The following is a 26,037-nucleotide window of genomic DNA, read 5'->3' as shown; positions in this document are numbered from 1 at the left end:
CCTTCGAGGCGATGAAAGCGCTGATGCAGGAAGCGCACCACAAGAGCAAGAGCAGTTGGGCGTGGCAAAGCGCGAAGGGCAAGGGGCACACGGACGAAACCGTGGTGCAGAGCCAACTGATGGCAGCCGGTGAATTGGCGATCCGTGCGGCGGGGAGCATCCAGATCGACATCAAGGAGATCAACGGGCAGAGCGTGAGCCAGGCGATCGACGCGATGGTGGCGGCAGAGCCGCAACTGGCGTGGCTCAAAGAAATGGAACAACGCGGCGACGTCGATTGGCGGCAGGTGAAGGAAGTGCACGACAGCTTCAAGTACAGCCAGTCGGGGTTGGGCGGCGTCGCCGCTGCCGTGATTGCCATCGTGGTGGCGTACTTCACGGCAGGCGCGGCTAGCGCCTGGATTGGGGCAGGGGCTGAGGCCGGCAGCGCAATGGCGGCGGGTACGGCCGCGACAGCGACTACGGCAGCCATCCCTGCCGGCTGGGCCAACGTGGCGCTGACGGCGGGCCTCTCGTCGATGGCCGGCAGTACTGCGGTCAACCTCATCAACAACAAAGGCAACCTGGGTGACACCCTGAAAATGACCTTCTCGGGGGATGCCCTGAAAGGTTACGTTGCCTCGATGCTGACGGCGGGCATCACGCAAGGCGTGGTCGGCTCCCTGCAAAAGGACGGCCTGCTGGTCTTGAATCCGGGTCAGGCCAGCTTTGCCGAACGCTTTGCGCTCTACTCGACGAAAGCCGCGATTGGCGCGGGCGTGCAATCGGTGGTGCTGGGCAAGCCGCTGAACGAAACCCTGCAAACGGCGCTGGTGAATACGCTGGCGCAAACGCTGACGAGCGAAATTGGCGACTGGGGCCGGGGCAATGAAACGGTGATTGCCAAGGCGCTGGCGCATGCGGCGGTGCAATGCGCGGCGGCGAAGGTGCAGGGCAGCGAATGCGGCGGCGCGGCCCTGGGCGCGGCGACGGCGGAACTGCTCAGTCCGTGGCTGAACGATCTGGACGGCGGGCTCAAGGAAGCCGGGTTCGAGCAATCCCTGGGCACGGTCGCGGCCAGCCTGGGCGCGGCGCTGGCGGCGACCCTGCTCGGCAAGGACGCCTTGGCGGCAATAAATGCCGCGCAGATGGTCGATACCTATAACCGGCAGTTGCATCCAGAGGAAAAGTTGCGCATCAAGGAATTGGCCAAGGGCGACCCGGAAAAAGAGGCTCGTTTGACGGCTGCCGCATGCGCAATGGTTCGCTGTGCCGATGGCGTACCTATCACTGATCCCGCTTACAGCTACCTCAGGAGCTTGCAGGATTCAGGTACGTCAATGACTGCGGAACAAGCCATGTTGGGCATTCAACGAGATGCCAGCGGGGAATCGCTGTTCCGGTACGGCATGTTCGACCAAGCCGGAGATGTCTGGTCGCAGAACAAACTCGGCCCGCGCTTTGCCGGTGCCGCACAGGGAACGCTTGGCTCATTGGGCGTTGCTGGTAGTGCGGCGCTTTGCACCAGCGGCATCGGCTGCGCCGCCGGCGCCGTGACCGGCACGATCAGCGCCGATTATGCGCAGGCAGGTATGAAGCAGGCGTGGACGGGCGATGTGGCGACGACTTACGGCGAGCAGGTGCTGCAATCGTTGGGAATGAGTCCAGAGGCGGCTGCGTATACCTATGCTGCTCTTGGCATGCTTCCAGCAGGATTACCGGCTTTAGAGCAGACGCTTGTAAAGATTGCTCCGCAAATTGATGCACTGGCTCTAAATGCAGGAGCCAAATTGGGGCAAAACGTCGATGATCTTGCTAATAGCTTGGCAAAACAGTCAACTCATGCTGCAGGAAATGGTGATCGAGTTGTGTTAGGAAAATGGGAAGGGAATTATTCTGGCTATGTTGGTGATGCAAAACTTAATGGTGGAATTTGGTATCAAACTGATTCTGGAGTTTGGGAGAAGATAACCGCCGGACTTACACAACAAGAGTCAGCGGCGTTGGCCTGGAAGGTAAATGAAGCGTTCTTAAAACAACAACTTCAAACTGGGGTGCGATCAATAGAATTTATTGGGGCTACTCCTGAAGCCATTCTTTTAGCGCGGCCAGATTCTTTTGCCGCAAAAGAGGTTTTGTTTTTAATTAAAAACGCAGAACAGTTTGGGTACATCAGAAGCGCAACAGGCTGGATAAAAAAATGAACGACAAAGAATTGGTATTTGCAATAAGCACAAGCCTTTCCCAGGTGCTTGCAAAAAACAATATTAGATTAACCGGAAGTTTTTTTGACCCTATTCGACACTACGCTGCTGCAACTTGGGAGAATGCAGAGTTGGCAATAGAAGTTTATTCAGATCCAATGAGCGGGGAGGTAAATTGTCGCATAAAGAAATATGGCAAAAATGACGACAAAGGAAAGTGGTCATATATTTATGAGGAGATCCCAATGACAGCAGAGGAGATCAAGGTGGCTCACACCTCTGTGCGCTCAGAGAAAGAGCAGCTAAATGGCATTGTTGAGAAGTTGAAATTATTCTTGATGCGCAACGAAAATTATGGGCATTGACAACATAATAAGTTATAACTGTGAGTGCAATCACTTATATTGATAAGGCGTTTCAAGACTTTGATCTTCGGGCTGTATTTTTTGAGGAAGATAAAAAATTGTGCGCCAAGGGGCGGTTGCACAAGTTATCTATAGGTCAGACTCACCTTCGATCTGTAGCGGCTGATCCGTCAAAAAATTTGAACTTGCCTGAATCTGCTAGGGGTTCTGGTGGAGGGGTTCAGTTTTTCACAAATAACAATGGCGCTTTTCGTCCTCTTGGTGGGAAATAATGAATAAATTTCTTTTTTTGGGTGGCTTATATCGTTTGGCAAAAGATGTGAACGTTGGAAATTGTGTGTTGCCAATGGGAGGGGTTTTTACTTATAGCAGCGGGGGGTATAGCCCCTATGATGATAGCTATATTTACCATTTTATTGACCTGTCTGGGGAAAAGGTAACGTGTATTTCCCGAGCGGAATTGTCTTTGGTTGATATGGAAAATTTTGAGATGTTACATAGCCAATCCTAAATAATCCCTGGCCACTAGATAATACAAGTAATGGGTATGTGCCAATAACTAATGAGCCATTGGAAAGGCAAAACCCATGTGTGAGTGTGGAGTGCATCCCAGTGGGGAATCCGGGGGGTGAGGTTGATTATTTGAGCATTAATGGAAGTTTTTATATTGCTCACGGAGGGGTTGTGGTTGATTTAAGAAATGCAGATGTTTATTGGCAGTCAGATGTCTTGCGCCAATATCCTGGCTATACCACAAAACCAGGGGTGGCTTTGGTTGCCGGAAAAACTATTGGCTCAACGACGGATGATCAGGTTAAGGCTTTTCTTTCGGGCGCTTCGGGGTCTGCTACTTTCTTCGCTCCTGCTCCGGTTTTTCCATTAGTCGGGGTAGGTGGTGGAAGTGCACGTTTTTATGGTGAGAAAACTTCCGTCGAACTTGGGATTAGTATCCCTCCGGGCGGCTCTATTTCTCCTGGAGAGTATGGGGTCAGGCTTGGTAACGAAAGAGAGGGGCGGTAAATGTCAGGTGGCCCCGGAATGTCAGATGAAAAGTACAAGAAACTGTCAAGGTTTGAAAAAATAATCTATTGGTCTGTTGTGCTTGCTTGGTGTTGTATTTCTATTTACATGCTGTTCTTTTTTGGCAAATAGTCTATGGCCTATTTTTATAGTGGCTCATTCGGCACCGACGGTAAAACCTTCACCCTGCCGCTGGCGGATTGCCCGGCAGCGGGCTGCACCGGCGATGGCGCGATTGCCTGGGCGAGCACGAACCCGGCAGACCAGAAAGTATTGGCTGACTATGCGGCGGCGCTCGATCAGGAAGCCAAGCGCGCTGCCGCTGTTGCTGGGTTGGTGGCGACCGGGGCGCTGGCACCTGAACTGGCGGCAGCGTTTGGTGCGGGGAAAATGGTGATTGGTGGGACAGTGGGCGGAGCTTTCGATGCGGTCGGTCAATTGACCGGCGGCAACAGTGAGGATTACCGCTACTGGCAAACCGTTGGATCAGCCTTGACTGGGGCATTTCTGTTTCCGGTGAGCGGGCAATTCCTTCTTGTTGATGTGGGGCTTGGAGGCGTGGCCGGGGCAGCGAATACGGGAGCAAATAATTGGATTTATGGCAGTGATAACAATATTCTGGATTCCGCAGCAACAAGCGCGGGGTTTGCCGGGCTTGGGTATTTCTTAGGGAAATTGGCAAAAGGTGTTTCCAATGTTTATTTGCCGCAATACACTGGCGGCCCCGCACCAAATCCAAACATCCCTATGCTCTTGCAAAATCCAGGCAAGCTAAATCCGTGGTCTGCTTACATTGATAATGCTGTAAATACTACGGTTAGTAGTACTCCCTCGTGGGGATCAGGGTTAATATCCCGTCCCACGGGGGAGGGTAAGCAATGAATTGGCATGAGCAATTTTGGGGGAAATGGAATAAATATTGGGAAACACAAAAGCTAACGAAACCGTTTGAGTATAAAGGAAAGTGCACTGTTCCCGGTGGGTTTATTGATGTTTTGTCATTCGTTGGTTTGCTGCGAGGTGTTTTTATTGGGGTGTTTGCAATTTTTTTCGGGAGATATATTGATTTATACCTTGCGGCTTTAGACCCGATTTTGGGTCGAGAAGTTACGAGGGGGCTGGAACAGATGCGGCAGCATGCTCGTTTGGGCTTATTTATTGGGAGTGTAGGTATTTTTTTGGGTCAATTGGAATAGTTGGCCTTCTCAAAACCCGCTACCAACGCTGGCGCACCCGTAGCCAATTCGACACCGAGATTGCCGAGCGCCAGCAGGAGCAGGGTGCCCCCGCGCCTGCGGATGCCCCCTGCAGCCTCGATGAAAAAGTCCGCCTGCTGATCTGGCGTTATCCCTTGCTCAATGATCTGATCTGGGGCTGGCCGATGCTGTTGGCGTTGCCGCTGATCTTCGTCGGCGCAACGCTGGACGGCTCGCCTTCACCCGGCTTGAGCGGCTTGTTTCCCTTGGCTGATCTAGAAGCCTTTAAGGAGATTGGCCGCACGCTGATTGCTGCCCTGAATGGGATTTTCATTGGCGGCATCGCTTACGCCATTAACCACAATCTAGTGAAACCCGCAAAACTCCCATTTGCCGCCAAGTTTTTCATCGGCCTGTGTGTTGGTGGCTTGGCGATCTGGGCGTGGGATAGCTGGACGCAAGCCGCCCTCGATGCTTACCGACGTTGAGGAGGGCATATTGATTAAATTACGACGCCCCGGTGTTTTTATTATTGAAAGGAGCAGAGCAACCATGCGCAATCTGTATGCAAAACTATTTATCATTGGTGCTGTTTTACTGTCCGGTTGCAGCACGACACCGCTTGATAAGGCCACGGTTTATTATGATCGAACGCAGTTCGCGGCTCAGGTCAGTAAAGATTTTCCTGACATTGGTGGCCCAATCGTAGAGCATGGCCGCTGCTCGCTGCTGATCTCCACGCCTGGCTCTAATACGGGTTCCTATCATTTCTGCACCTTCGCTTTGACCCCCCAAAAACTCTATGTGCAGAGTTGGGATGCTACGGCACTTAAATACAAAGAAATACTGCGAGTTGATCTGTCGACCCTGAGCCAGGTTGCTCTGGCATCGCGCCTTCGGACTAATCAGGTGCAACTGATTGAGTCTCGTCGCCAGAGTGCATTGAGTGTGATGATTGATGACGGGGGTTATCACGATACGGAAGCGACAAAGCGTGTGTATGAAATAATCAAGGCACGCGGAGTCAGTGTGGCAGAAGGAAAAGAAATGATGCGACCCCCGGCTCCCCCATCGCCTATGTTTATTCCTGTCATTGTTCCAAGATAATTATATCCATCGTCCATTTTGATCTGACGTTGAAATAGAACAATGGATGCCCTGTTTTTGAAAAACCGTCTTTTTTAACTGAAAGGAATTTTCATGCGTCACTTTGCCTCTTTATCCCTGCTTGCCGCCGTATTGATTACCGGCTGCGCTTCTGTCGACATGGCCTCACCGGAAGCCTCGGCGAAGGCGAAGCAGTTTGAAGCGCCCAGCGAAGGCAAGGCCGGGGTTTACATTTACCGCAACAGTTTTGTTGGCAAGTCGTTGAAGAAAGACCTGTGGATTGATGGCAAGTGCGTTGGCGAGAGCGCGCCGAATGTGTTTTTCCATACGCAGGTCAAGGGCGGGGAGACACACAAGATCGAAACCGAATCTGAATTTTCTCCGAACGCACTGGAGTTGATGCTTGAGGCGGGGAAGAACTATTTCATCCGGCAGTTCATCAAGATGGGCGCTTTCGTCGGCGGCGCTGATCTGGAGCAGGTTTCGGAAGAACAAGGCAAGGCGGACATTGCGGAACTGGAGATGGCGCTTCCCGGCAAGTGCAGCGCCGAGCGGTAACTCCCCGTGAACGCCGTCGCCCCTCTCGAAGTTCCTGGCAGGGGGCTCTGCTCTGGATTTGGAAAACCTAGCGGAGAGGTCGTGGCGTTTGACGCTGATGAGACCACCTCGGTAGATGCAATTTGGATCCTTATGAAAACGCAGTCATCGACGGCGTTTTCATACACGGCGGGCTTGCTGGCTAGCGCGTAAAGATAAGTTCTTGAGCCAGCTACACTTCAGCTAGCTGGTGACTCGACAAAAGAAAAAAACCGCTGAGCGTTGTGCTGAGCGGTTTTTCTTTTGTACTGGCGGAGAGGGCGGGATTCGAACCCGCGGTGGGCTATGAACCCACGCACGCTTTCCAGGCGTGTGACTTAAACCGCTCATCCACCTCTCCGGAAGCCGCGCATTCTAACAGAAAGTGCGGAGGGGTCAAACGGTAATTCCCGAAAAACTGGCCTGGTGGCCGATTCGGGAGAATCGGGACTGCCAGGCCAGGGTGGGGTCAGACGATCAGCGGTACGATCAGCAGTGCCACCAGATTGATGATCTTGATCAGTGGGTTCACTGCCGGGCCGGCGGTGTCCTTGTAGGGGTCGCCGACAGTGTCGCCGGTGACGGCAGCTTTATGGGCATCAGAGCCTTTACCGCCGAAATTGCCGTCTTCAATGTATTTCTTGGCGTTGTCCCAGGCGCCGCCGCCGGTGGTCATTGAGATGGCGACGAACAGGCCGGTGACGATGGTGCCGACCAGCAGCCCCCCCAGGGCCTGTGGGCCGAGTAGCAGGCCGATGATGATGGGCACGGCAACGGGCAGGATGGAAGGGATCATCATTTCCTTGATCGCCGCTACGGTCAGCATATCTACCGCGCGTGAATAGTCGGGCTTGGCCGTGCCTTCCATGATGCCGGGGATTTCCTTGAACTGGCGGCGGACTTCCACTACCACGGCACCTGCCGAGCGGCCCACGGCTTCCATGGCCATGGCGCCGAACAGGTAAGGAATCAGGCCGCCGATGAAGAGGCCGATGATGACCATGTGGTTGGACAGGTCAAAGGTGAAGACCTTGCCGGTAGCGGCTTCCAGGGCGTGGGTGTAGTCGGCGAACAGGACCAGGGCGGCGAGGCCGGCCGAGCCGATGGCATAGCCCTTGGTGACGGCCTTGGTGGTGTTGCCGACGGCATCCAGCGGGTCGGTGACGTTACGTACCTCAGCCGGCAGTTCCGCCATTTCGGCGATGCCGCCGGCGTTGTCGGTGATCGGTCCGTAAGCGTCGAGAGCAACGACGATTCCCGCCATGGAGAGCATGGAGGTGGCGGCAATTGCCAGGCCGTAGAGGCCACCGATCGAGTAGGCGGCCCAGATCGAGGCGCACACCGAGAGTACCGGCCAGGCGGTGGATTTCATCGAGATACCGATGCCGGCGATGATGTTGGTGGCGTGGCCGGTCTGACAGGAAGCGGCAACGTGCCTGACCGGGGCGTATTCAGTGCCGGTGTAGTACTCGGTGATCCAGACCATGGCGGCGGTCAGGGCCAGACCGATGACGGCACAGGCAAACATGCTGCCGGTGGTGACCTGGACTGCGCTGTCTCCTGCGCCAATCAGCCAGGCGGTCACCGGGTAGTAGAAGGCGAGGGCGAGTACGCCGGCAACGATCAGGCCCTTGTACAAGGCCCCCATGATCTTGCCGCCGTCGGAGGTGCGTACGAAATAGCAGCCGACAATGGAGGCGATGATCGATACCGCGCCCAGGGCGAGTGGATAGAGAATGAGCGCTTCGCCCAGCACGTTCGAGGTTTTCAGCATCAACGCGCCGAGCACCATGGTGGCGACGACCGTGACGACGTAGGTTTCGAACAGATCGGCGGCCATGCCGGCGCAGTCGCCGACGTTGTCACCGACGTTGTCGGCGATGACCGCCGGGTTGCGCGGGTCGTCCTCGGGGATGCCGGCCTCCACTTTGCCAACCAGGTCGGCGCCCACGTCGGCGCCTTTGGTGAAGATGCCACCGCCGAGCCGGGCAAAGATGGAAATCAGGGATGAACCGAAAGCCAGGCCGATCAAGGCGTGCAGGGCATTATCCTGCGACAGGCCTGCAGCCAGCATGCCGCCGTAGTAGCCGGCAATGCCGAGTAGCCCCAGGCCGACCACCAGCATGCCGGTGATGGCGCCGCCTTTGAAAGCCACCGCCAGCGCTGGCGCAATGCCGCCACGGGCTGCTTCGGCGGTGCGTACGTTGGCACGGACGGAAACGTTCATGCCAATGAAGCCGGCAGCGCCGGAGAGAACGGCACCCACCACGAAGCCGAGTGCAGTCGCCAGGCCAAGGAAGATGGCAATGAGTACCGCGATGATGACGCCGACCAGCGCGATCGTTTTGTATTGCCGGCTCAGATACGCAGCGGCCCCTTCCTGAATGGCCCGGGCAATGTCCTGCATGCGCTCATTGCCCGCAGGCAGGGCCAGGATGGAACGACTGGAAAGCCAACCGTAGAGTACCGCCAGTACGGCACATGACAACGCCAACCACAGTGCTGAAGACATAATCTTCCCCCCTCGAGAGACAGACGTAAAACTGCTGGATCAACGCAATGAACATGCGTCGGTGATGTGGGGCCGGTAAAACGGATACGACATGCAGCTTGGAATGGGGCCACGCTACTCGCTTTTGCAGGGGGGGTCAAACTGCGGGCGGCTCGGGGCATGCACGGAGCGGGCGAAGGAAAAGTGCACAAAAAAATCCCGCCGCAGCGGGATTGTGGAAAGCGGGGGAGGTCAGCCGGCCAGGTGGTCCAGATAACGCTCGGCATCGAGTGCGGCCATGCAGCCGGTGGCCGCCGAGGTGCAGGCCTGCTTGTAGATCTGATCCTGTACGTCGCCGGCAGCAAAAACGCCGGGGATGCTGGTTTGCGTGGCGTTGCCCTGGCGGCCGCTCTGGGTGACGAGATAGCCGTTGTCCATTTCCAGCTGGCCGATGAATAGGTCGGTGTTGGGTTTGTGGCCGATGGCGACGAACAGGCCATGCACGTCGACCTGACTCAGGGCGTTGGTGAGCACGTTTTTGACGCGCACACCGGTGACGCCGGAAGCATCGCCGAGCACTTCGTCGAGGGTGCTGTTCCAGAGAATGCTGACCTTGCCTTCCTTTTCCTTGGCCAGCAGCTTGTCCTGCATGATCTTTTCGGCGCGGAATTTGTCGCGGCGGTGGATGACGGTGACGTGGCTGGCGATGTTGGCCAGATAAAGTGCTTCTTCCACGGCGGTGTTGCCTCCGCCAATGACGGCGACCGGTTTGTTGCGGTAGAAAAAGCCGTCGCACGTGGCGCAGGCGGATACGCCGCGGCCCATGAATTCCTGCTCGGACGGGAGACCGAGATACATGGCGGAAGCGCCGGTGGCAATGATGAGGGCGTCGCAGGTATAGGTGCCGCTGTCGCCGATGAGCGTGAACGGTTTGTTCTTGAGCTGCGCGGTGTGAATGTGATCGAAGATGATTTCGGTGTCGAAGCGGCGTGCATGCGCCTCGAAGTTGGCCATCAGCTCCGGCCCCTGGATGCCGGCCGCAGCGGCAGGCCAGTTGTCGACTTCGGTGGTGGTCATCAGCTGGCCGCCTTGTGCCATGCCGGTGATCAGTACCGGCTTCAGGTTGGCGCGGGCGGCATAAACGGCGGCGGTGTAGCCCGCCGGGCCGGAGCCGAGAATGATGAGCTGGGAGTGGCGAGTGGGTTGGGTCATGGTGTCTTGCCTCCGGGTTCGGGAAGGGTAAATTATAGCTTGCTAATAAACGCTGTTCTGTAGCGAGAGGGTAACCGATTTGGGTCGCTACTTGCAGGTGGGTTTTAGAAAACGGTTTATAATCGTACGATAACTATATGAAGCAAAATGATTTGCCTAACTTATCGCCCCAGGAAATAGACTTATGAGTATGGCCCGCCGAACTGACAACACCCCGATGCCCGACAAGATCGGGCACTTGCTCCAGGAATCCCGCTGGCTGGGCGTGGGGGCGTTGATGGTGTTTCTCGTCATGGCACTGTGGGGCTTCCAGCGGAGCGATCCGGGCTGGTCGAATGCGGTCGGGGCCGGGGCATTGCAGAATCCGGCCGGGCGTCTGGGGGCCTGGGTGGCGGATGTGCTGCTCTATGTATTTGGCCTGTCTGCCTGGTGGTGGGTCGTGTTGCTGGGGATGTGGGTGTGGTGGGGATTTCGTCGCCTGCATTCCGGACAGAAAAGCTCGCCGCCGTGGTTTGCCGTTGTGCCGGGGTTTCTGGTTCTGTTGCTGGCTAGTTGTGCGCTGGAAGCTTTGCGCTTCTACACGTCAGGTACCGAGTTGCCGCTGGCGCCGGGCGGGGTGCTGGGGCTGGAAGGGAGCCGCTGGCTCGCCAGCAACCTGGGGTTTACTGGCGCCACCTTGTTCCTGCTGGCGACACTGGCTCTGGCCTGGAGCGTGTTTTCGGGCATGTCCTGGTTGTGGGCCTTTGAAAAACTCGGCCTGATTCTGGAAACGATCTTTCTGCTGGTGCATGGCCGTATCGACGCCTGGCGCGACCGACGCATCGGCAAGGAAATGGCGCAGCAGCGCGAGGTGGTGGTGGAAGAAGAAAAGCGGCGCGAAGAACTGCACGAGCCGATCCTGATCGAAACGCCGGCACCGGTGGAAGTGCCGGTGTCGAAAAAAGCGGAAAAGCGCGTCGATCGCGAAAAACAGGCGTTGCTGTTCCCCGAAGCCATCGTCGGCGGCACCCTGCCGCCGCTGCATCTGCTCGACCCGGCGCCGGTCGCGACCGAAACCATCAGCCCGGAAACGCTCGAATACACTTCGCGCCTGATCGAGCGCAAGCTGGCTGATTTCGGCGTGCAGGTAAAGGTGGTGGCGGCGTTGCCGGGGCCGGTGGTGACCCGCTACGAGATCGAGCCGGCCGTCGGAGTGAAGGGCGCGCAGATCGTCAATCTCGCCCGTGACCTGGCGCGTGCGTTGGCGCTGGTGGCGATCCGCGTGGTCGAAACGGTGCCGGGTAAATCCTGCATGGCGCTGGAACTGCCTAACCCGAAACGGCAGATCGTCAAACTGACCGAAATCATTTCCAGCCAGCCTTACAACAATATGGCCAGTCCGCTCACGGCTTGTCTGGGCAAGGATATCGGCGGTCTGCCGGTGGTCATCGATCTGGCCAAGACGCCGCATCTGCTGGTAGCCGGGACCACGGGTTCCGGTAAATCGGTCGGGGTCAACGCCATGATCCTGTCCATGCTCTACAAGGCAGAACCGGAACAGGTACGCCTCATCATGGTCGATCCGAAAATGCTGGAACTGTCGATCTACGAAGGCATTCCGCATCTTCTGGCGCCGGTGGTCACCGACATGAAACAGGCGTCCAACGCGCTGCACTGGTGCGTGACCGAAATGGAGAAACGCTACAAATTGATGGCGGCCATGGGCGTGCGCAACATCGCCGGTCTGAACAGCAAGATCAAGGAAGCGGAAAAGAAGGGCGAGCATCTGCCCAACCCGCTGAGCCTGACGCCGGAAGCGCCGGAACCACTGAAAACGGTGCCCTATATTGTCGTTATTATCGATGAGCTGGCTGACCTGATGATGGTGGTGGGCAAGAAGGTGGAAGAGCAGATCGCCCGCCTGGCCCAGAAAGCGCGGGCTTCCGGTATCCACCTGGTGCTGGCGACGCAGCGTCCGTCAGTGGATGTGATTACCGGTCTGATCAAAGCCAACATCCCGACCCGTATTGCTTTCCAGGTATCGAGCAAGATCGACTCGCGCACCATTCTCGACCAGATGGGGGCCGAGGCCCTGCTGGGCATGGGGGACATGCTCTATCTGGCGCCCGGCACCGGCTATCCGACGCGGGTGCATGGTGCGTTCGTTTCCGACGATGAAGTGCACCGGGTAGTGGAACATCTGAAGACCACCGGCGCACCGGAATACGTCGCCGATATCCTCGCTGCCCCGGCGGGTGACGAGGAGGGGGGTAGTGGCGGCGAAGGTGGCGGCGATGCCGAAAGCGATCCGCTCTACGATCAGGCGGTGGAGATCGTGCTGAAAAATCAGCGGGCCTCCATTTCGCTGGTGCAACGCCATCTGCGTATCGGCTACAACCGCTCGGCGCGGCTGATCGAAGCCATGGAGCAGGCCGGCCTGGTCTCCACCATGGACGGACGCGGCGGGCGAGAAGTGCTGGTCAAGGCACCTGCCGGGGCGGAATAGGGATTGCCGCTGGGGCAGGGCGCTGAAGAGAAGTGTCGCCGTCACGTTGTCAACCAAAGCCAGCGGTTACCCATGCAACTAGACGGTGTGCGTCACTTGTACTAACATCGCAGCAGTTGATCTAACACAATAGGTGTTGCCATGACTGCTGTTGCATCGTCGCCTTCCACCCGCTCTGCCCGACTTGGGCTGCGCGCCACCCCCGAACAGGAGGTGGTATTGCGCCGTGCCGCCGAGGTGGCCCACAAGTCGTTGACCGACTTCATTCTCGACAGCGCGTGCCTGGCTGCCGAGCAGACCCTGCTGGATCAACGATTGTTCATGGTCTCGGGCAGCCAGTATCAGGCCCTGATGGATCTGCTGGATCGCCCCGAACAGGCTAACGAGGGTTTGCGTGACCTGTTTGCCCGCAAGGCGCCCTGGGACACGAAGTGACGTTGCGCGCACCGGAACCTCTGGCCGCGCAGCATCTGCTGGATGGTTTTGATTGCGGCAAGCCCGCGTTGAATGACTGGCTGTTGCGCCACGCCCGCCAGGCGCAGGGCAGCGGCTCGGCCAAGACCTTTGTCGTTGCCGAGGACGATGGTCGCGTGGCGGGCTACTTCAGCCTGACCGTGGGTCAGGTCGACACACTGGAGGCGCCGGAGCGCATCCGCAAGGGCATGGGGCAGTATCCGTTGCCAGTGGTGATTCTGGCCAGGCTCGCTGTCTCGGTAGCGGATCAGGGGCGAGGCATCGGCTTCGGTTTGCTGCAGGATGCGATTCGCCGCACGATGCTGATTGCCGAGCAGGCCGGCATCCGCGCCATGCTGACCCATCCCCTCGATGAAGAAGCGGCGAGGTTCTACACCCGGTTCGGGTTCGTCGCGTCACCGCTGCGCGATCAGCAATTGCTACTGCTCTTGAAGGACGCCCGTCGCTGGGTCTGCTGAATCATGACCATCGAATCATTGCCTACTTTCACCAAGCCCGCCCGTGAACGCTGGGCGTCGATCCCTGCCGACATCCGCCAGCGGCCGCTTTAGCAGGGGGACTTTTATCAGCTTCACGCCTACGGCCAGAACTATCTTGACGGTGATGGTGCCGTGGTCTTGATTTACCCGCGAACGGATGCGTTCAACAAGGCACTGCCGGTGTTCGAGTTTCCGAAAGCGCCGGGGCTGCGGCTGTGGGTGTTGCCGTTTTGCCTCAAGAAGAAATGCTTGCTGTTGCCACCGTGTGGCAGTCTGGATGCATTTTTCGTGGCGACTGAGGCAGCCGATTCAGGTGTCCGGAAAATTTGAACACCTGCCGCCACGTCAAGGGCGGCAGATGCGGCGTGCTAGAATGCCATGCTGTTTTTTCCGCTCCTGACGACTTTCGTGTCCCCTGCCAACTTTGATTTTCATTGCCACTCCACGGTCTCCGATGGCCTGATGCCACCGCAGGAGGTGGCTGCGCGGGCGGCTGCAAATGGTGTGGATTGCTGGGCGCTGACCGATCACGACGATCTGGGCGGGCTTGCGGTGGCGCGTGCGACGGCTGAAGAGCTGGGGCTGCGGTTTTATAACGGCGTCGAAATTTCGATTGAATGGAACGAGATTCCGATCCATATCGTCGGCCTGGGATTCAATGCGGAACAGCCTGAGCTGGTCAATGGCCTGACCGACCTGCGTAGTGGTCGTCTGGAACGGGCGCGACGGATGGGCGATGCGCTGGCTGCGATCGGCATTCCCGGTGTGTTCGAAGGCGCGCGGGCGCTGGTGACCAATCCGCAACTGATTTCGCGGGCGCACTTTGCCCGTTATCTGGTCTCGATTGGTATCGCGCCCGATACCAGCGGGGTCTTTCAGCACTATCTGGTGCCGGGCAAGCCCGGTTACGTGACGCATCGCTGGGTGTCGCTGGCTGACGCGCTGGGCTGGATCCACGCCGCCGGAGGGGTGGCGGTGGTGGCTCACCCGGGGCGTTACCGCATGTCGGGCGGTGAAATGCGCCGTTTTCTCGATGAATTTCACGATCTTGGCGGGCAGGCAATCGAGGTGATGAGTGGCAGTCATTCGCCGGATCACGTGTTGCACTTTGCCCGTCTGGCCCGTCACTACGCGTTTCATGCCTCACGCGGCTCGGATTTTCATGGCGTCAAGGAAAGCTATGTCGATCTTGGGCGCCTGCCGCAATTGCCGCAGGACTTGAAGCCAGTGTGGCGGCTGTTGCAGTAATCCATGTCTTGAAATCATGACTCGACTTGTTGCCATCCATCCTGATAATCCCCAGCCGCGGCTGCTGGTGCAAGCTGCTGAATTCGTGCGCGAAGGTGCACTCGTTGCCCTGCCTACTGATTCCTGTTACGCCTTGGGCTGCCGCCTGGGGGACAAGGAGGCGCTGGACCGTATCCGCAGCATCCGCCAGATGGACGAGCGGCATCACCTGACCCTGATGGTGCGCGATTTGTCGCAGATTGCCACCTATGCGCGGGTGGATAACACGCAATACCGCCTGCTCAAGGCGGCGACGCCGGGAAGTTACGTGTTCATTCTCGAGGGCAGCAAGGAGTTGCCGCGCCGGGTGTTGCACCCGAAGCGCAAAACCATTGGCTTGCGCATTCCCGATCATCCGGTTGCACTGGCGCTGCTGGAAGAGCTCGGCGAACCCTTGCTGACCTGTACCCTGCAATTGCCGGGCGATGAAGCGCCGCTGACCGAAGGCTGGGAAATTCAGGACCAACTGGATGGTCAGGTGGATTGGATTCTCGACGCCGGTTACTGCGGGACCGAGCCCACCACCGTCATCGACCTGACGGGATCGGCACCGCAATTGGTGCGTGCCGGGCGCGGGCCGCTGACCCCGTTTGCCTTGGAGTGAGCCTGTGCTCGACATCAACGCCCTGATTCAGACTATCGCCATTGCCGCCTTGCCGGTGGTGTTCGCGATTACGCTGCACGAAGCGGCGCACGGCTATGCGGCGCGCCATTTTGGCGACCCCACCGCCTGGCAGGCCGGGCGCATCAGTCTGAATCCGTTGCGGCACATTGATCCGGTGGGGACGGTGTTGATTCCCCTGCTGATCCTTTTGTTTTCCGCCGGCAGCTTCCTGTTCGGCTATGCCAAACCAGTGCCGGTCAATTTCAGCCGACTGCGCAATCCGAAGCAGGACATGTTCTGGGTGGCGCTGGCGGGGCCCGCCGCCAACCTGTTCATGGCCCTCGTCTGGGCAGCCCTGCTCAAGCTGGCCTGGGAAATGCCGGTCAACGACTTCACTGTACCCTTGTCGGAAATGAGCAAGCTCGGTGTGATCATCAACTGCGTGCTGATGGTGCTCAATCTGCTGCCTCTGCCACCGCTCGACGGCGGGCGCATTGCCGTCAGCCTGCTACCGTATCCGCTCGCCAGCAAATTCGCCCAGCTTGAACGCTGGGGGTTTCCCATCCTGTTGTTGCTGTTGTTTACCGGCATTCTCGGTCTGGTGATGTCACCCCTGGTGCAGATGCTTGCCGGCCTCATCGAAACCCTGTTCGGTCTTTACTAGAAAGGCGTGCCTGCGGCGCGTCTTGATTTTCCTCATTCATTCATCCCGCTAAAAATCATGTTCGCAGAACGAGTCCTTTCCGGCATGCGCCCCACCGGTGCGCTCCATCTTGGCCACTACCACGGCGTGTTGAAGAACTGGGTCAAGCTGCAGGGGGAATACCCCTGTCTGTTCTTCGTTGCTGACTGGCACGCGCTGACGACCAATTACGATAATCCGCAGGGTATCGAGCAGGCCAGCTGGGACATGGTGGTCGACTGGCTGGCCGCCGGGGTTGATCCGGAGCAGGCGACCATCTTCATTCAGTCCAAGGTGCCGGAACATGCCGAACTGCACCTTCTGATGTCGATGATGACCCCGCTCGGCTGGCTGGAGCGGGTGCCGACCTACAAGGATCAGCAGGAAAAGCTGGCCGGCAAGGATCTCACCACCTATGGCTTTCTCGGTTATCCGCTGCTGATGAGCGCCGACATCCTGATTTACCGCGCCGACAAGGTGCCGGTCGGCGAAGATCAGATTCCGCACGTCGAATTCACCCGTGAGCTGGCTCGTCGCTTCAACCACATGTATGGCCGCGAGCCGGGGTTCGCCGAGAAGGTGGAGGCAGCGCTGGCGCGTCTGAACAGCAAGAACCGGCGCAGTTTCAACGACCTGCGCAAACGCTTTCAGGAAAGCGGCGACAAGGAAGCTGTGGCGCGCGGCAAGGCCCTGCTGGCTGAGAACGAAGCCTTGACGCACGATGAGCGTGAGCGCCTGGCCGGGCATCTGGAAGGCACTGGCAAGATGATCCTGGTCGAGCCGGGTTATCTGCTGACGCCGGAATCGAAAATGCCGGGGCTGGACGGCCAGAAAATGTCCAAGTCCTATCACAACACCATTACCCTGCGCGAAACGCCGGAGGAAGTGACGCGCAAGGTGCGCACCATGCCGACCGATCCGCAGCGAGCGCGGCGGACCGATCCCGGCGATCCGGCGCGCTGCCCGGTATGGCAACTGCACCAGGTGTACACCGACGAGACGACGCGCACGGCGCTGGGCGAGGGGTGCCGTACAGCCGGCATTGGCTGCCTGGAGTGCAAGCAGCCGGTGATCGACGGCATCCTGCGCGAGCTGGCGCCGATGCGGGAACGGGCGCAGGCTTATACCGATGACCCGGCCCGCTTGCGCGCCATTGTCGAAGCAGGCTGTGACAAGGCACGGGCGCTGGCGCAGGACACCATGCGCGACGTGCGTTCGGCGATGGGGTTGAATTACCGTTGATGCACGTGCTCGATGTTCCGCCCGCCACCCTGTTCGAACCGGTGGCGCGGATCTACGGCGAGCCGCTGGAGTCGCTGCCGCAGGATCTGTACATTCCTCCGGATGCTCTGGCAGTGATGCTGGACGCCTTTGAAGGGCCGCTTGACCTCCTGCTCTACCTGATTCGCAAAGCCAATGTCGACATCCTCGACATTCCGATGGCGCCCCTGACCCGACAGTATCTGGATTATGTCGAAGCGATGCGGGCGCAGAATCTGGAACTGGCGGCCGAATATCTGGTGATGGCGGCCATGCTGATCGAAATCAAGTCGCGCATGCTGCTGCCGCGGCCCAAACTGCCGGGCGAGACCGAGGCGGAAGATCCTCGGGCGGAACTGGTACGGCGCTTGATGGAATATGAGCAGATGAAACTGGCCGGGCAGAAACTGAACGAACTGCCGCAGGCAGAGCGTGATTTCTACTGGGTGGATGCCCTGGTGGAAAAATCCCTGCTGGTACGTCTGCCAGAAGTCTCCGTGGACGATCTGCAGCTTGCCTGGCAGGCAGTGCTGCGTCAGGCGGTGTTGAAAAGTCACCACAAGATCAGCCGCGAGGAGTTGTCCGTGCGCGAGCACATGGGCATCATTCTGCGCTGCTTGCAGGAGGCCGAGGGGTTTGTGCAGTTCGAAAACCTATTCGATCCCGCCATGGGACCACCGGGGCTGGTGGTGCATTTCATTGCCATGCTCGAACTGGGGCGGGAAAAACTGATCCGCATCACGCAGGATGAAGCCTTTTCGCCGATTTATATTCGTTTGCGGGCGGGTGAGTCGGAAGAGCTTCTGGATGAAGCTGAGTCAGCAGCGCTGGAGGAGAGTGGGGATGGACGCCAGTCAGATCAAGAAAATACTTGAGGCCGCCTTGTTGTCCGCGCGCGAGCCGATGTCGGCGCATGACATGAAAAAGATGTTCGACGAAGAAATTTCCGGCGACACCTTACGCAAACTGCTCGACGAATTGCGTAGCGACTGGGCCAGAGCCGAGCGGCCGCTGGAATTGCTGCAACTGGCTTCGGGCTGGCGATTTCGTACCCGTGCCGAATATCTTCCCTACCTGGAGCGGCTGAATCCGGAGCGGCCACCAAAATATTCCCGTGCAGTCCTGGAAACCTTGGCTATCATTGCCTACCGGCAGCCGGTCACGCGTGGCGATATCGAAGAAATTCGCGGTGTCGCCGTCAATAGTAATGTCATAAAAACCCTGGAAGAGCGTGGCTGGATCGATGTCGTCGGCTACCGTGACACGCCCGGGCGGCCCGCCTTATTTGCCACGACCAAACAATTTCTCGACGATCTGGGGCTGCGCAGTGTGAGCGAATTGCCTGCGCTGGAACAGATCAGTCAGACGCTGGAGTTAACTCATGAAACATCCTCCGAAAACCAATAAACGCACCCCCTTCCGGGCCCCGGCCAGCGCTGCGCCGGCCGCTCGTGGTGAGGCCGCGCCTGAGTCAGCACCACCGGCCCCGGTGCGTACGCGCCGGGGGAAACCCGCGACCGGTCGTGCTAACCGGGGCCAGGTCGGGCGTGATGGCAAGCAGGTCATTACCGCCAAACCGGAGCGTCTGCACAAGGTGCTGGCTGCGGCCGGTGTTGGCTCGCGTCGCGAAATGGAAGCCTGGATCGCCGAGGGCAAGGTCAGCGTTAATGGTGAAACGGCCACGCTCGGGCAGAGCGTGGTGCCGACCGACAAGATCAAGGTGGGCGGCAGGCTGATCAACATCCGCTTCACCGGCAACGATCGTCTGCCGCGTGTGCTCCTCTACCACAAGCCAGAGGGCGAGATTGTCTCGCGCGACGACCCGGATGGTCGTCCCTCCGTTTTTTCCGCTTTGCCGCGTTTGCGCGGAGGACGCTGGATCAACGTCGGCCGCCTCGATTTCAACACCTCCGGCCTGCTGTTATTCACCAACTCCGGCGAGCTGGCCAACAAGCTGATGCATCCCAGCTCGCAACTGGTGCGCGAGTACGCAGTGCGTGTGCTGGGCGAACTCGATGAAGTGGCCAGGAAGCAGCTGTTGAGCGGCGTCGAGCTGGAAGACGGCATGGCCAGTTTCTCCACCTTGCTCGATGCGGGCGGGGAAGGGGCTAATCGCTGGTACAAGGTGACTATTTACGAGGGGCGTAACCGCGAAGTACGCCGCATGTTCGAGGCGGTTGGCTTTACCGTCAGCCGTCTGATGCGTGTCCGCTACGGTCCGGTGCTGCTGCCGCCGCAATTGAAGCGGGGGCGTTGCAAGGAACTGGAGGAAAACGAAGTGAAGTTCCTCCTGAAAGAACTTGGCGCCAGCCGTTCGAAGGGCGCGTGAGCTTCCCTTCGTCTGCAAAACTGTTTGTCGGTATAGGAGAAATCCGTTACAATTCGGCGGTTTAGTTCAGTGCAGACGTGGTTTTCCGGTGCGGAAAATGACGTTTGCCAACATCTTGTTTTCCTAAGGTGGGCGTTACGCCCACTTTTCATTTGTGCTGTACAGGAATGGGGTTAGGTTCGTGGATCTGAATTCGCTATTGGAAACGACGGTGAGCGGGCTGGGGTTCGAGCTGGTCGATGTCGAACTGTCGCCGCGCGGACGGACCATTCGTATTTTTATCGATGCGCCGGAAAAAGCGGGTGGCATCGATGTTGATGATTGTGCGACGGTCTCGAATCACCTGACGCGCGTGTTCGAGGTCGAGAATGTCGATTACGACCGGCTCGAAGTGTCCTCGCCAGGCATGGATCGCGTGGTCAAGAAAGAGTCGGATTTTGTCCGTTTCGCTGGGCAGATGATCCAGATCAAGCTGCGCATTCCGCACAACAATCGCCGTAATTTCCAAGGGCGGTTGCTGGGGTGCGAGGAGGGGCAGGTGAGCCTGCATCTGTCTGCCGATGGCAAGGAAGAGAATGTGACACTGGCCTTCAACAACATCGAGAAGGCCCGTCTGGTGCCGCAATTTGACTGAATATTCGACTGAAATCCTGGAGAGATCTGAGCCATGAGCCGTGAATTGTTACTGTTGGTCGATGCCCTGGCCCGCGAGAAGAACGTGGGGAAGGAAATTGTGTTTGGCGCTCTGGAGATGGCGCTGGCTTCCGCGACCAAGAAGCGTATCCATGACGATGCCGAGGTGCGCGTGACGATTGATCGCGCCACGGGTGATTACGAATCCTTCCGCCGCTGGTTCATTGTGGCCGATAACGAGTATGTCAATGAGTACCAGCAGCTGCCGCTGTCGGAAGCGCTCAAGGAAGACCCGGAAATCGAGATCGGCGATTGCATCGAGGAGTCGCTGGAACCCATCGATTTCGGGCGTATTGGTGCGCAGGCTGCCAAGCAGGTGATCCTGCAGCGCATCCGTGATGCCGAGCGCGAGCAGATCCTGCAGGACTTCCTTGAGCGCAAGGAGTTCATCGTCTCCGGTACGATCAAGCGCATGGAGCGTGGCAATGCCATCGTTGAAGCAGGCAAGATCGAAGCCGTGCTGCCGCGCGATCAGATGATTCCGAAGGAAAACTTGCGCGTTGGCGACCGCGTCCGCGCTTATCTGCTGCGTATCGACCGCGGGCAACGTGGGCCGCAGATCATCCTGTCGCGTACCGCGCCGGAATTCGTGATCAAGCTGTTCGCCCTGGAAGTGCCGGAAATCGACGACGGCCTGATGGAACTGAAAGCCTGCGCCCGCGACCCCGGTCTGCGCGCCAAGATTGCCGTCAAGTCGAATGATCCGCGCATCGATCCGATCGGTACCTGTGTCGGCCTGCGTGGCTCGCGCGTGACGGCTGTGCGTAACGAAATTGGTGGTGAAAATATCGATATCGTCCTGTGGTCGGCTGATCCGGCCCAGTTCGTGATTGGTGCGCTGTCGCCGGCGGAGGTTTCCTCCATCGTCGTGGATGAAGAAAAGCACGCCATGGATGTGGTGGTGGATGAGGATAATCTCGCCATCGCCATCGGTCGCAGTGGTCAGAACGTGCGTCTGGCGTCTGAATTGACCGGTTGGACCATCAATCTGATGACGCAGGATGAATCGGTCAAGAAGGCTGAAGCTGAATATGCCGTGACCCGCGTCACCTTCATGGAAAAGCTGGATATCGACGAAGAACTGGCAGATCTTCTGATCGAGGAAGGTTTTTCCACGCTGGAGGAAGTGGCCTACGTGCCACTGGCGGAAATGCTGGAAATCGAGGGGTTGGACGAGGGTATCGTCAATGAATTGCGCAATCGCGCGCGCAATGTCCTGCTCACCGAAGCCATTGCCACCGAGGAAAAGCTGGAAAGTGTGGCCGAGGACCTGATTGGTCTGGAAGGGATGAGCAAGGAACTGGCCGCCTGTCTGGCCGAACATGACATCAAGACGCGAGATGATCTGGCAGAGCTGGCGGTCGACGAACTGACCGAAATGACCGGTATTGATGAAGAACGTGCCAAGGAATTGATCCTCAAGGCACGTGCTCACTGGTTCGAGTGAGCGAAGGAGGTAACACTATGTCAACGACGACAGTCTCACAATTTGCGACAGAACTCAAAATGCCGGTCACGGCGCTCCTGGAACAACTGGCCCGCGCCGGCGTAAGCAAGGAAGGTGGCGATGACAGCCTGACCGACCAGGACAAGAACAATCTGCTCGATTATCTGCGCCGCTCGCACGGCGAAGCTGAACCGAAGAACAAGATTACCCTGACCCGTAAATCCACGTCTGAAATCAAGGCCAAGGATGCGCATGGCCGTGCCCGGACGGTGCAGGTCGAGGTGCGCAAGAAGCGTGTCCTGGTCAAGCGCGACACGCCGGAAGCTACGGCGGAGCCGGTGACTGACGAAGAAGCGCTGTCGCTGGCGACCACCCAGCCGGAGATGCTGCCAGAAACTGCGCCAGCCGACGACGTGCCTGTGGCGCAAGACGTGGCGACCGAGGCGGTGGCTGTGCCGGATGCAGTGGCCGCTGCACCGACCGAAGCGGAAAAGGATGCCGTGGGCGAAGCCGTGATCGAGTCCGAACCGGAAGCGCAAGCGGAATTGGCCGTCAGCGAAGTCGTCGCAGCCGAGTCAGTCACGGAAGAAGCTGCTGCCGAGCCTGAACCCGAAGCCAAGGAAGTGGCCCCGACGCCGGTGCGCCGTACCCTTGATCGTGCCTCCATCATTGGTGAAAAAGAACTCAAGGCGCGTGAGGAAGAAGCGCGCCGGCACAATCGTCTGCGTGAAATCCAGGAACGCGAGCTGAAAGAAAAGCAGGCGCGTGAAGTGCAGTTGGCGCAGATGCGGCAGCAGGCCGAAGCGGCCGCAGCGGCGGCCAAGGAAGCCGAGCAGGCGAAAATGGAAGCTGCCGCGCAGGCCCGTAATGCCGAAGGCGGCGAGAAAGGTACCTTGCACAAGCGGCCCGACGCGGCACCTGGCAAAAAAGGCGAAAAAGGTCGTCAGGCTGATGAAGGCAAGAAAAAAGGCGGCCTCAAGACGCGTGGTGCGGATGCCGGGAGTTCGTGGAAGGACAACCGTCACGGGCACAAGAAATCGTCGCGTGTCGATGATGGCCAGGGTAGTTTCCAGGCGCCGACCGAACCGGTGGCACGCGAAGTGCACGTGCCGGAAACCATTTCCGTTGCCGATCTCGCCCACAAGATGTCACTCAAGGCCATTGAGCTGATCAAGGCCTTGATGAAAATGGGTTCGATGGTCACCATCAATCAGGTGCTGGACCAGGAAACCGCGATGATTCTGGTCGAGGAGATGGGGCACAAGGCATTCGCCGCCAAGCTCGACGACCCCGACGCTTTCCTCGAAGAGAGTGGTCCGCACAAGGACGTTGTGCTCGAGTCGCGGGCGCCTGTGGTGACCGTGATGGGACACGTCGATCACGGCAAGACCTCGCTGCTCGATTACATCCGGCGCGCCAAGGTGGTGTCTGGTGAATTCGGTGGCATTACCCAGCATATCGGCGCCTACCACGTCGAAACTGCGCGTGGGATGATCACCTTTCTCGATACGCCGGGTCACGAAGCCTTTACGGCCATGCGGGCCCGCGGTGCCAAGGCCACCGACATCGTCATTCTGGTCGTGGCGGCCGATGACGGCGTGATGCCGCAAACCCGGGAAGCCATCCACCACGCCAAGGCGGCCGGCGTGCCGCTGGTGGTGGCGGTGAACAAGATGGACAAACCGGAAGCCAATCCGGATCGCGTCAAGCAGGAACTGGTGGCTGAAGGTGTCATTCCGGAAGAGTACGGCGGTGATTCGCCATTCTGTCCGGTGTCCGCCAAGAAGGGCCTGGGCATTGACGAATTGCTCGAGCAAGTGCTCCTGCAGGCGGAAATGCTGGAATTGCAGGCGCCGAAGGACGCGCCGGCCAAGGGTCTCATCATCGAAGCCAGTCTCGACAAGGGGCGCGGCGTGGTGGCCACCATGCTGGTGCAATCCGGTACCTTGAAGCGCGGCGATACCGTTCTTGCCGGTCAGGTGTTCGGTAAGGTGCGGGCCATGCTCGACGAAAACGGCAAGCCGATTGATGCTGCCGGGCCGTCGATTCCGGTGGAAATCCTTGGTTTGTCCGATGTGCCGGCAGCCGGCGAGGAAGCCATCGTGCTGGCCGACGAAAAGAAGGCGCGCGAAATCGCCTTGTTCCGTCAGGGTAAGTTCCGCGACGTGAAGCTTGCCAAGCAGCAGGCCGCCAAGCTGGAAAACATGTTCCAGCAGATGGAAGAGGGCGAAGTCAAATCGCTGCCGCTGGTGGTCAAGGCGGACGTGCAAGGTTCGCAGGAAGCCCTGGTGCAGACGTTGCAGAAGCTCTCCAACGAAGAGGTTCGGGTCAATGTCATCCACGGCGGTGTCGGTGCCATAACCGAATCCGACGTCAATCTGGCGCAGGCGTCGGGGGCCGTCATCATCGGCTTCAACATCCGTGCTGAAACCGGGGCGCGCAAGCTGGCCGACAATTTTGGTGTCGATATCCGCTACTACAACGTGATTTACGATGCGGTAGAAGAGGTCAAGGCCGCCTTGTCAGGCATGCTGGCACCGGAAAAACGCGAGCAGGTGACCGGTACGGTCGAAATCCGTCAGGTATTCCATGTCTCCAAGGTGGGCGCGATCGCCGGCTGTTATGTGCTGGACGGCTTGGTCAAGCGGACTTCCCGCGTGCGTCTGCTGCGCAACAACGTGGTGCAGTGGGACGGCGAACTGGAATCGCTCAAGCGTTTCAAGGACGACGTCAAGGAAGTGCGGGCCAATTTTGAGTGCGGTTTGTCGCTGCGCGGTAACAACGATATCCAGGAAGGCGATCAGCTCGAAGCGTACGAAATCCAGGAAATCGCCCGGTCGCTGTAATGAAACGTCAAGCCCACGGTTTCAAACGTTCGGATCGGGTCGCGGAGCAGGTACGCCGCGATCTGGCCGAACTGATACGCAGCGAGTTGAAAGATCCGCGCGTCGGCATGATCAGCCTGACGGCGGTTGAACTGACGCCGGATTATGCGCACGCCAAAGTGTTTTTCAGCACGCTGAACCAGGATCAGTTGCCGGAGATCGAGCAGGGCTTGCGCCGTGCTGCCGGCTTCCTGCGGCGGGAGCTGGGCCGGCGCATTCATATTCACACCCTGCCAGAGCTGCATTTCATTCACGACAACTCGCTCGAATACGGGGCCAGCATGTCGGCATTGATCGAGCAGGCCAAGGCCGTCAGCGACCAGACGCCGGAAGATTGAATTTGCCTAATTCCCAGGAAATCCGCCCGAAAAAAGTCTGGCGCAAGGTCGATGGCGTACTGCTTCTCGACAAACCACTCGGACTCAGTTCCAACGACGCCCTGCAGAAAGCCCGGCGTCTTTTTTCTGCCGCCAAAGGGGGGCATACCGGAACGCTTGATCCGCTTGCGACTGGTTTGTTGCCCTTGTGTTTCGGTGAGGCCACCAAGTTTTCGGCTGATCTGCTCGATGCCGATAAAACCTATGAAGCGGATATCCGCCTCGGCGTGACTACCGACTCCGGTGATGCGGAGGGGCAGATCATTGCGACGGCACCGGCGGCAGTGACTGCGGCCGATGTGGCACGGGTGCTGCCCGCCTTCATGGGCGACATCCTGCAGGTGCCGCCCATGCATTCGGCCCTCAAGCGCGATGGCAAGCCGCTGTACGAACTGGCGCGGCAAGGTATCGTGGTCGAACGGGCAGCGCGTCCGGTGACTGTGCATGCGATCGATGTGCTCGCATGCAGTGAGGATTTCCTGCGGCTTTCTGTCCATTGCAGCAAGGGGACGTATATCCGCGTGCTGGCGGCCGATATCGGAGCGGCACTGGGTTGCGGTGGCCACCTGGTGGCATTGCGCCGGACGCGTGTCGGTCCCCTTGATCTGGCCGCTGCGGTCACGTTGGAAGCGCTTAATGCAAGCGGTGAGGACGAGCGCGCTCGTTTCCTGTTGCCGCTCGACGCCTTGCTGCAGAATCTGCCGCGCGTGGATCTCGCCCCTGACGACGCCCAGCGTTTCGGGCATGGTAACCCCGTCGATTTGCCGCCCGGGCTGCATGGAAAAATCCGGGTCTATGCAGACGGGAAACTGTTGGGCATTGGCGAGCCAGGCACGGGTGGGCGCTTGTGGCCGAAAAGATTGCTGCAACTGTCGGGCTGATTTG

26 protein-coding genes and 1 tRNA gene are annotated in these 26,037 nt (G+C 58.6%); 24 read left to right on the top strand and 3 right to left on the bottom strand.

Annotated features, from left to right (window positions below):
• From JYJ39_RS07630 to JYJ39_RS07590, 9 genes are all read left to right on the top strand, one after another.
• Window positions 1-2,183, top strand: a 2,183-nt coding sequence (locus JYJ39_RS07630; RefSeq protein ID WP_205203332.1) for a DUF637 domain-containing protein, incomplete at its 5' end; no start/stop codon positions are given.
• Complete coding sequence (locus tag JYJ39_RS07625) at window positions 2,180-2,548, top strand: hypothetical protein (RefSeq protein WP_205203330.1); 369 nt, start codon at window positions 2,180-2,182, stop codon at window positions 2,546-2,548. The genes JYJ39_RS07630 and JYJ39_RS07625, both read left to right, overlap by 4 nt.
• A gap of 271 nt (window positions 2,549-2,819) precedes the next feature.
• Entirely contained in the window at window positions 2,820-3,059 is a 240-nt protein-coding gene (locus tag JYJ39_RS07620) for a hypothetical protein (protein WP_205203329.1), read from the top strand.
• A 131-nt stretch (window positions 3,060-3,190) separates the two neighbouring features.
• On the top strand, window positions 3,191-3,568 hold the full coding sequence (locus JYJ39_RS07615; protein WP_205203328.1) for a hypothetical protein: 378 nt from the start codon (window positions 3,191-3,193) through the stop codon (window positions 3,566-3,568).
• 135 nt (window positions 3,569-3,703) lie between these two features.
• On the top strand, window positions 3,704-4,450 hold the full coding sequence (locus JYJ39_RS07610; RefSeq protein ID WP_205203327.1) for a hypothetical protein: 747 nt from the start codon (window positions 3,704-3,706) through the stop codon (window positions 4,448-4,450).
• Window positions 4,447-4,764: a hypothetical protein gene (locus JYJ39_RS07605; protein ID WP_205203326.1), complete on the top strand. Its 318-nt coding sequence runs from the start codon at window positions 4,447-4,449 to the stop codon at window positions 4,762-4,764. The genes JYJ39_RS07610 and JYJ39_RS07605 overlap by 4 nt, the downstream gene beginning before the upstream one ends.
• A 155-nt stretch (window positions 4,765-4,919) precedes the next feature.
• Complete coding sequence (locus JYJ39_RS07600; RefSeq protein ID WP_205203325.1) at window positions 4,920-5,252, top strand: hypothetical protein; 333 nt, start codon at window positions 4,920-4,922, stop codon at window positions 5,250-5,252.
• The gene (locus JYJ39_RS07595; protein WP_205203324.1) at window positions 5,236-5,871 is read left to right on the top strand and encodes a hypothetical protein; all 636 of its coding nucleotides are present in this window, start codon (window positions 5,236-5,238) and stop codon (window positions 5,869-5,871) included. The genes JYJ39_RS07600 and JYJ39_RS07595 overlap by 17 nt, the downstream gene beginning before the upstream one ends.
• Before the next feature lie 93 nt (window positions 5,872-5,964).
• The gene (locus JYJ39_RS07590) at window positions 5,965-6,429 is read left to right on the top strand and encodes a DUF2846 domain-containing protein (protein ID WP_205203323.1); all 465 of its coding nucleotides are present in this window, start codon (window positions 5,965-5,967) and stop codon (window positions 6,427-6,429) included.
• 288 nt (window positions 6,430-6,717) lie between these two features.
• Here JYJ39_RS07590 and JYJ39_RS07585 read toward each other — a convergent pair.
• The 3 genes from JYJ39_RS07585 to trxB all read right to left on the bottom strand — a co-directional run bounded on the left by JYJ39_RS07585 (window position 6,718) and on the right by trxB (window position 10,150).
• Window positions 6,718-6,808: transfer RNA gene (locus JYJ39_RS07585), tRNA-Ser, on the bottom strand.
• A 108-nt stretch (window positions 6,809-6,916) separates the two neighbouring features.
• Window positions 6,917-8,959, bottom strand: coding sequence for a sodium-translocating pyrophosphatase (locus JYJ39_RS07580; protein WP_205203321.1), 2,043 nt, complete (start codon window positions 8,957-8,959; stop codon window positions 6,917-6,919).
• A 231-nt stretch (window positions 8,960-9,190) separates the two neighbouring features.
• Window positions 9,191-10,150 (bottom strand): thioredoxin-disulfide reductase, encoded by a 960-nt coding sequence (trxB, locus tag JYJ39_RS07575; RefSeq protein ID WP_205203319.1) that lies wholly within the window; start codon window positions 10,148-10,150, stop codon window positions 9,191-9,193.
• A 184-nt stretch (window positions 10,151-10,334) separates the two neighbouring features.
• On the opposite strand from trxB, the gene JYJ39_RS07570 reads away from it, so the two are divergent.
• The 15 genes from JYJ39_RS07570 (at window position 10,335) to truB (ending at window position 26,033) form a co-directional block, all read left to right on the top strand.
• A complete protein-coding gene (locus JYJ39_RS07570; RefSeq protein ID WP_205203317.1) occupies window positions 10,335-12,635 on the top strand; it encodes a DNA translocase FtsK in 2,301 nt (766 codons plus the stop codon).
• Window positions 12,636-12,776: 141 nt separating this feature from the next.
• Window positions 12,777-13,070 carry a DUF1778 domain-containing protein gene (locus JYJ39_RS07565; protein WP_205203316.1) on the top strand — a complete coding sequence of 98 codons (294 nt, stop codon included), beginning with the start codon at window positions 12,777-12,779 and terminating at the stop codon, window positions 13,068-13,070.
• Complete coding sequence (locus tag JYJ39_RS07560; protein WP_205203315.1) at window positions 13,067-13,567, top strand: GNAT family N-acetyltransferase; 501 nt, start codon at window positions 13,067-13,069, stop codon at window positions 13,565-13,567. Before JYJ39_RS07565 ends, JYJ39_RS07560 begins: the two co-directional genes overlap by 4 nt.
• A gap of 399 nt (window positions 13,568-13,966) precedes the next feature.
• Window positions 13,967-14,836, top strand: a complete 870-nt coding sequence (locus JYJ39_RS07555) for a 3',5'-nucleoside bisphosphate phosphatase (protein ID WP_205203314.1) — start codon at window positions 13,967-13,969, stop codon at window positions 14,834-14,836.
• A gap of 16 nt (window positions 14,837-14,852) precedes the next feature.
• On the top strand, window positions 14,853-15,479 hold the full coding sequence (locus tag JYJ39_RS07550) for an L-threonylcarbamoyladenylate synthase (RefSeq protein WP_205203313.1): 627 nt from the start codon (window positions 14,853-14,855) through the stop codon (window positions 15,477-15,479).
• Between the two features lie 13 nt (window positions 15,480-15,492).
• Complete coding sequence (locus JYJ39_RS07545; RefSeq protein ID WP_205203351.1) at window positions 15,493-16,143, top strand: site-2 protease family protein; 651 nt, start codon at window positions 15,493-15,495, stop codon at window positions 16,141-16,143.
• A 57-nt stretch (window positions 16,144-16,200) separates the two neighbouring features.
• On the top strand, window positions 16,201-17,403 hold the full coding sequence (locus JYJ39_RS07540; RefSeq protein WP_205203312.1) for a tryptophan--tRNA ligase: 1,203 nt from the start codon (window positions 16,201-16,203) through the stop codon (window positions 17,401-17,403).
• Window positions 17,403-18,296, top strand: a complete 894-nt coding sequence (locus JYJ39_RS07535) for a segregation and condensation protein A (RefSeq protein WP_205203310.1) — start codon at window positions 17,403-17,405, stop codon at window positions 18,294-18,296. The genes JYJ39_RS07540 and JYJ39_RS07535 overlap by 1 nt, the downstream gene beginning before the upstream one ends.
• Window positions 18,265-18,828: an SMC-Scp complex subunit ScpB gene (gene scpB, locus JYJ39_RS07530; protein WP_205203308.1), complete on the top strand. Its 564-nt coding sequence runs from the start codon at window positions 18,265-18,267 to the stop codon at window positions 18,826-18,828. Before JYJ39_RS07535 ends, scpB begins: the two co-directional genes overlap by 32 nt.
• Complete coding sequence (rluB, locus tag JYJ39_RS07525; protein ID WP_205203306.1) at window positions 18,803-19,750, top strand: 23S rRNA pseudouridine(2605) synthase RluB; 948 nt, start codon at window positions 18,803-18,805, stop codon at window positions 19,748-19,750. Before scpB ends, rluB begins: the two co-directional genes overlap by 26 nt.
• 181 nt (window positions 19,751-19,931) lie before the next feature.
• Window positions 19,932-20,384, top strand: a complete 453-nt coding sequence (gene rimP / locus JYJ39_RS07520) for a ribosome maturation factor RimP (RefSeq protein ID WP_205203304.1) — start codon at window positions 19,932-19,934, stop codon at window positions 20,382-20,384.
• Window positions 20,385-20,417: 33 nt separating this feature from the next.
• Window positions 20,418-21,890: a transcription termination factor NusA gene (gene nusA, locus JYJ39_RS07515; protein WP_205203302.1), complete on the top strand. Its 1,473-nt coding sequence runs from the start codon at window positions 20,418-20,420 to the stop codon at window positions 21,888-21,890.
• 17 nt (window positions 21,891-21,907) lie between these two features.
• Window positions 21,908-24,736, top strand: a complete 2,829-nt coding sequence (gene infB / locus JYJ39_RS07510; protein ID WP_205203300.1) for a translation initiation factor IF-2 — start codon at window positions 21,908-21,910, stop codon at window positions 24,734-24,736.
• Entirely contained in the window at window positions 24,736-25,113 is a 378-nt protein-coding gene (gene rbfA / locus JYJ39_RS07505) for a 30S ribosome-binding factor RbfA (RefSeq protein ID WP_205203298.1), read from the top strand. Before infB ends, rbfA begins: the two co-directional genes overlap by 1 nt.
• 2 nt (window positions 25,114-25,115) lie before the next feature.
• Entirely contained in the window at window positions 25,116-26,033 is a 918-nt protein-coding gene (gene truB / locus JYJ39_RS07500) for a tRNA pseudouridine(55) synthase TruB (RefSeq protein WP_240189590.1), read from the top strand.
• Window positions 26,034-26,037: the final 4 nt, after the last annotated feature.

It is taken from the genome of Azonexus hydrophilus (assembly GCF_905120355.1).
In the GTDB taxonomy this organism is placed as follows: Bacteria; Pseudomonadota; Gammaproteobacteria; order Burkholderiales; family Rhodocyclaceae; genus Azonexus.
Note: the sequence above shows the minus strand (reverse complement) of the source record. Positions and strands in the feature narration are given on the sequence as shown.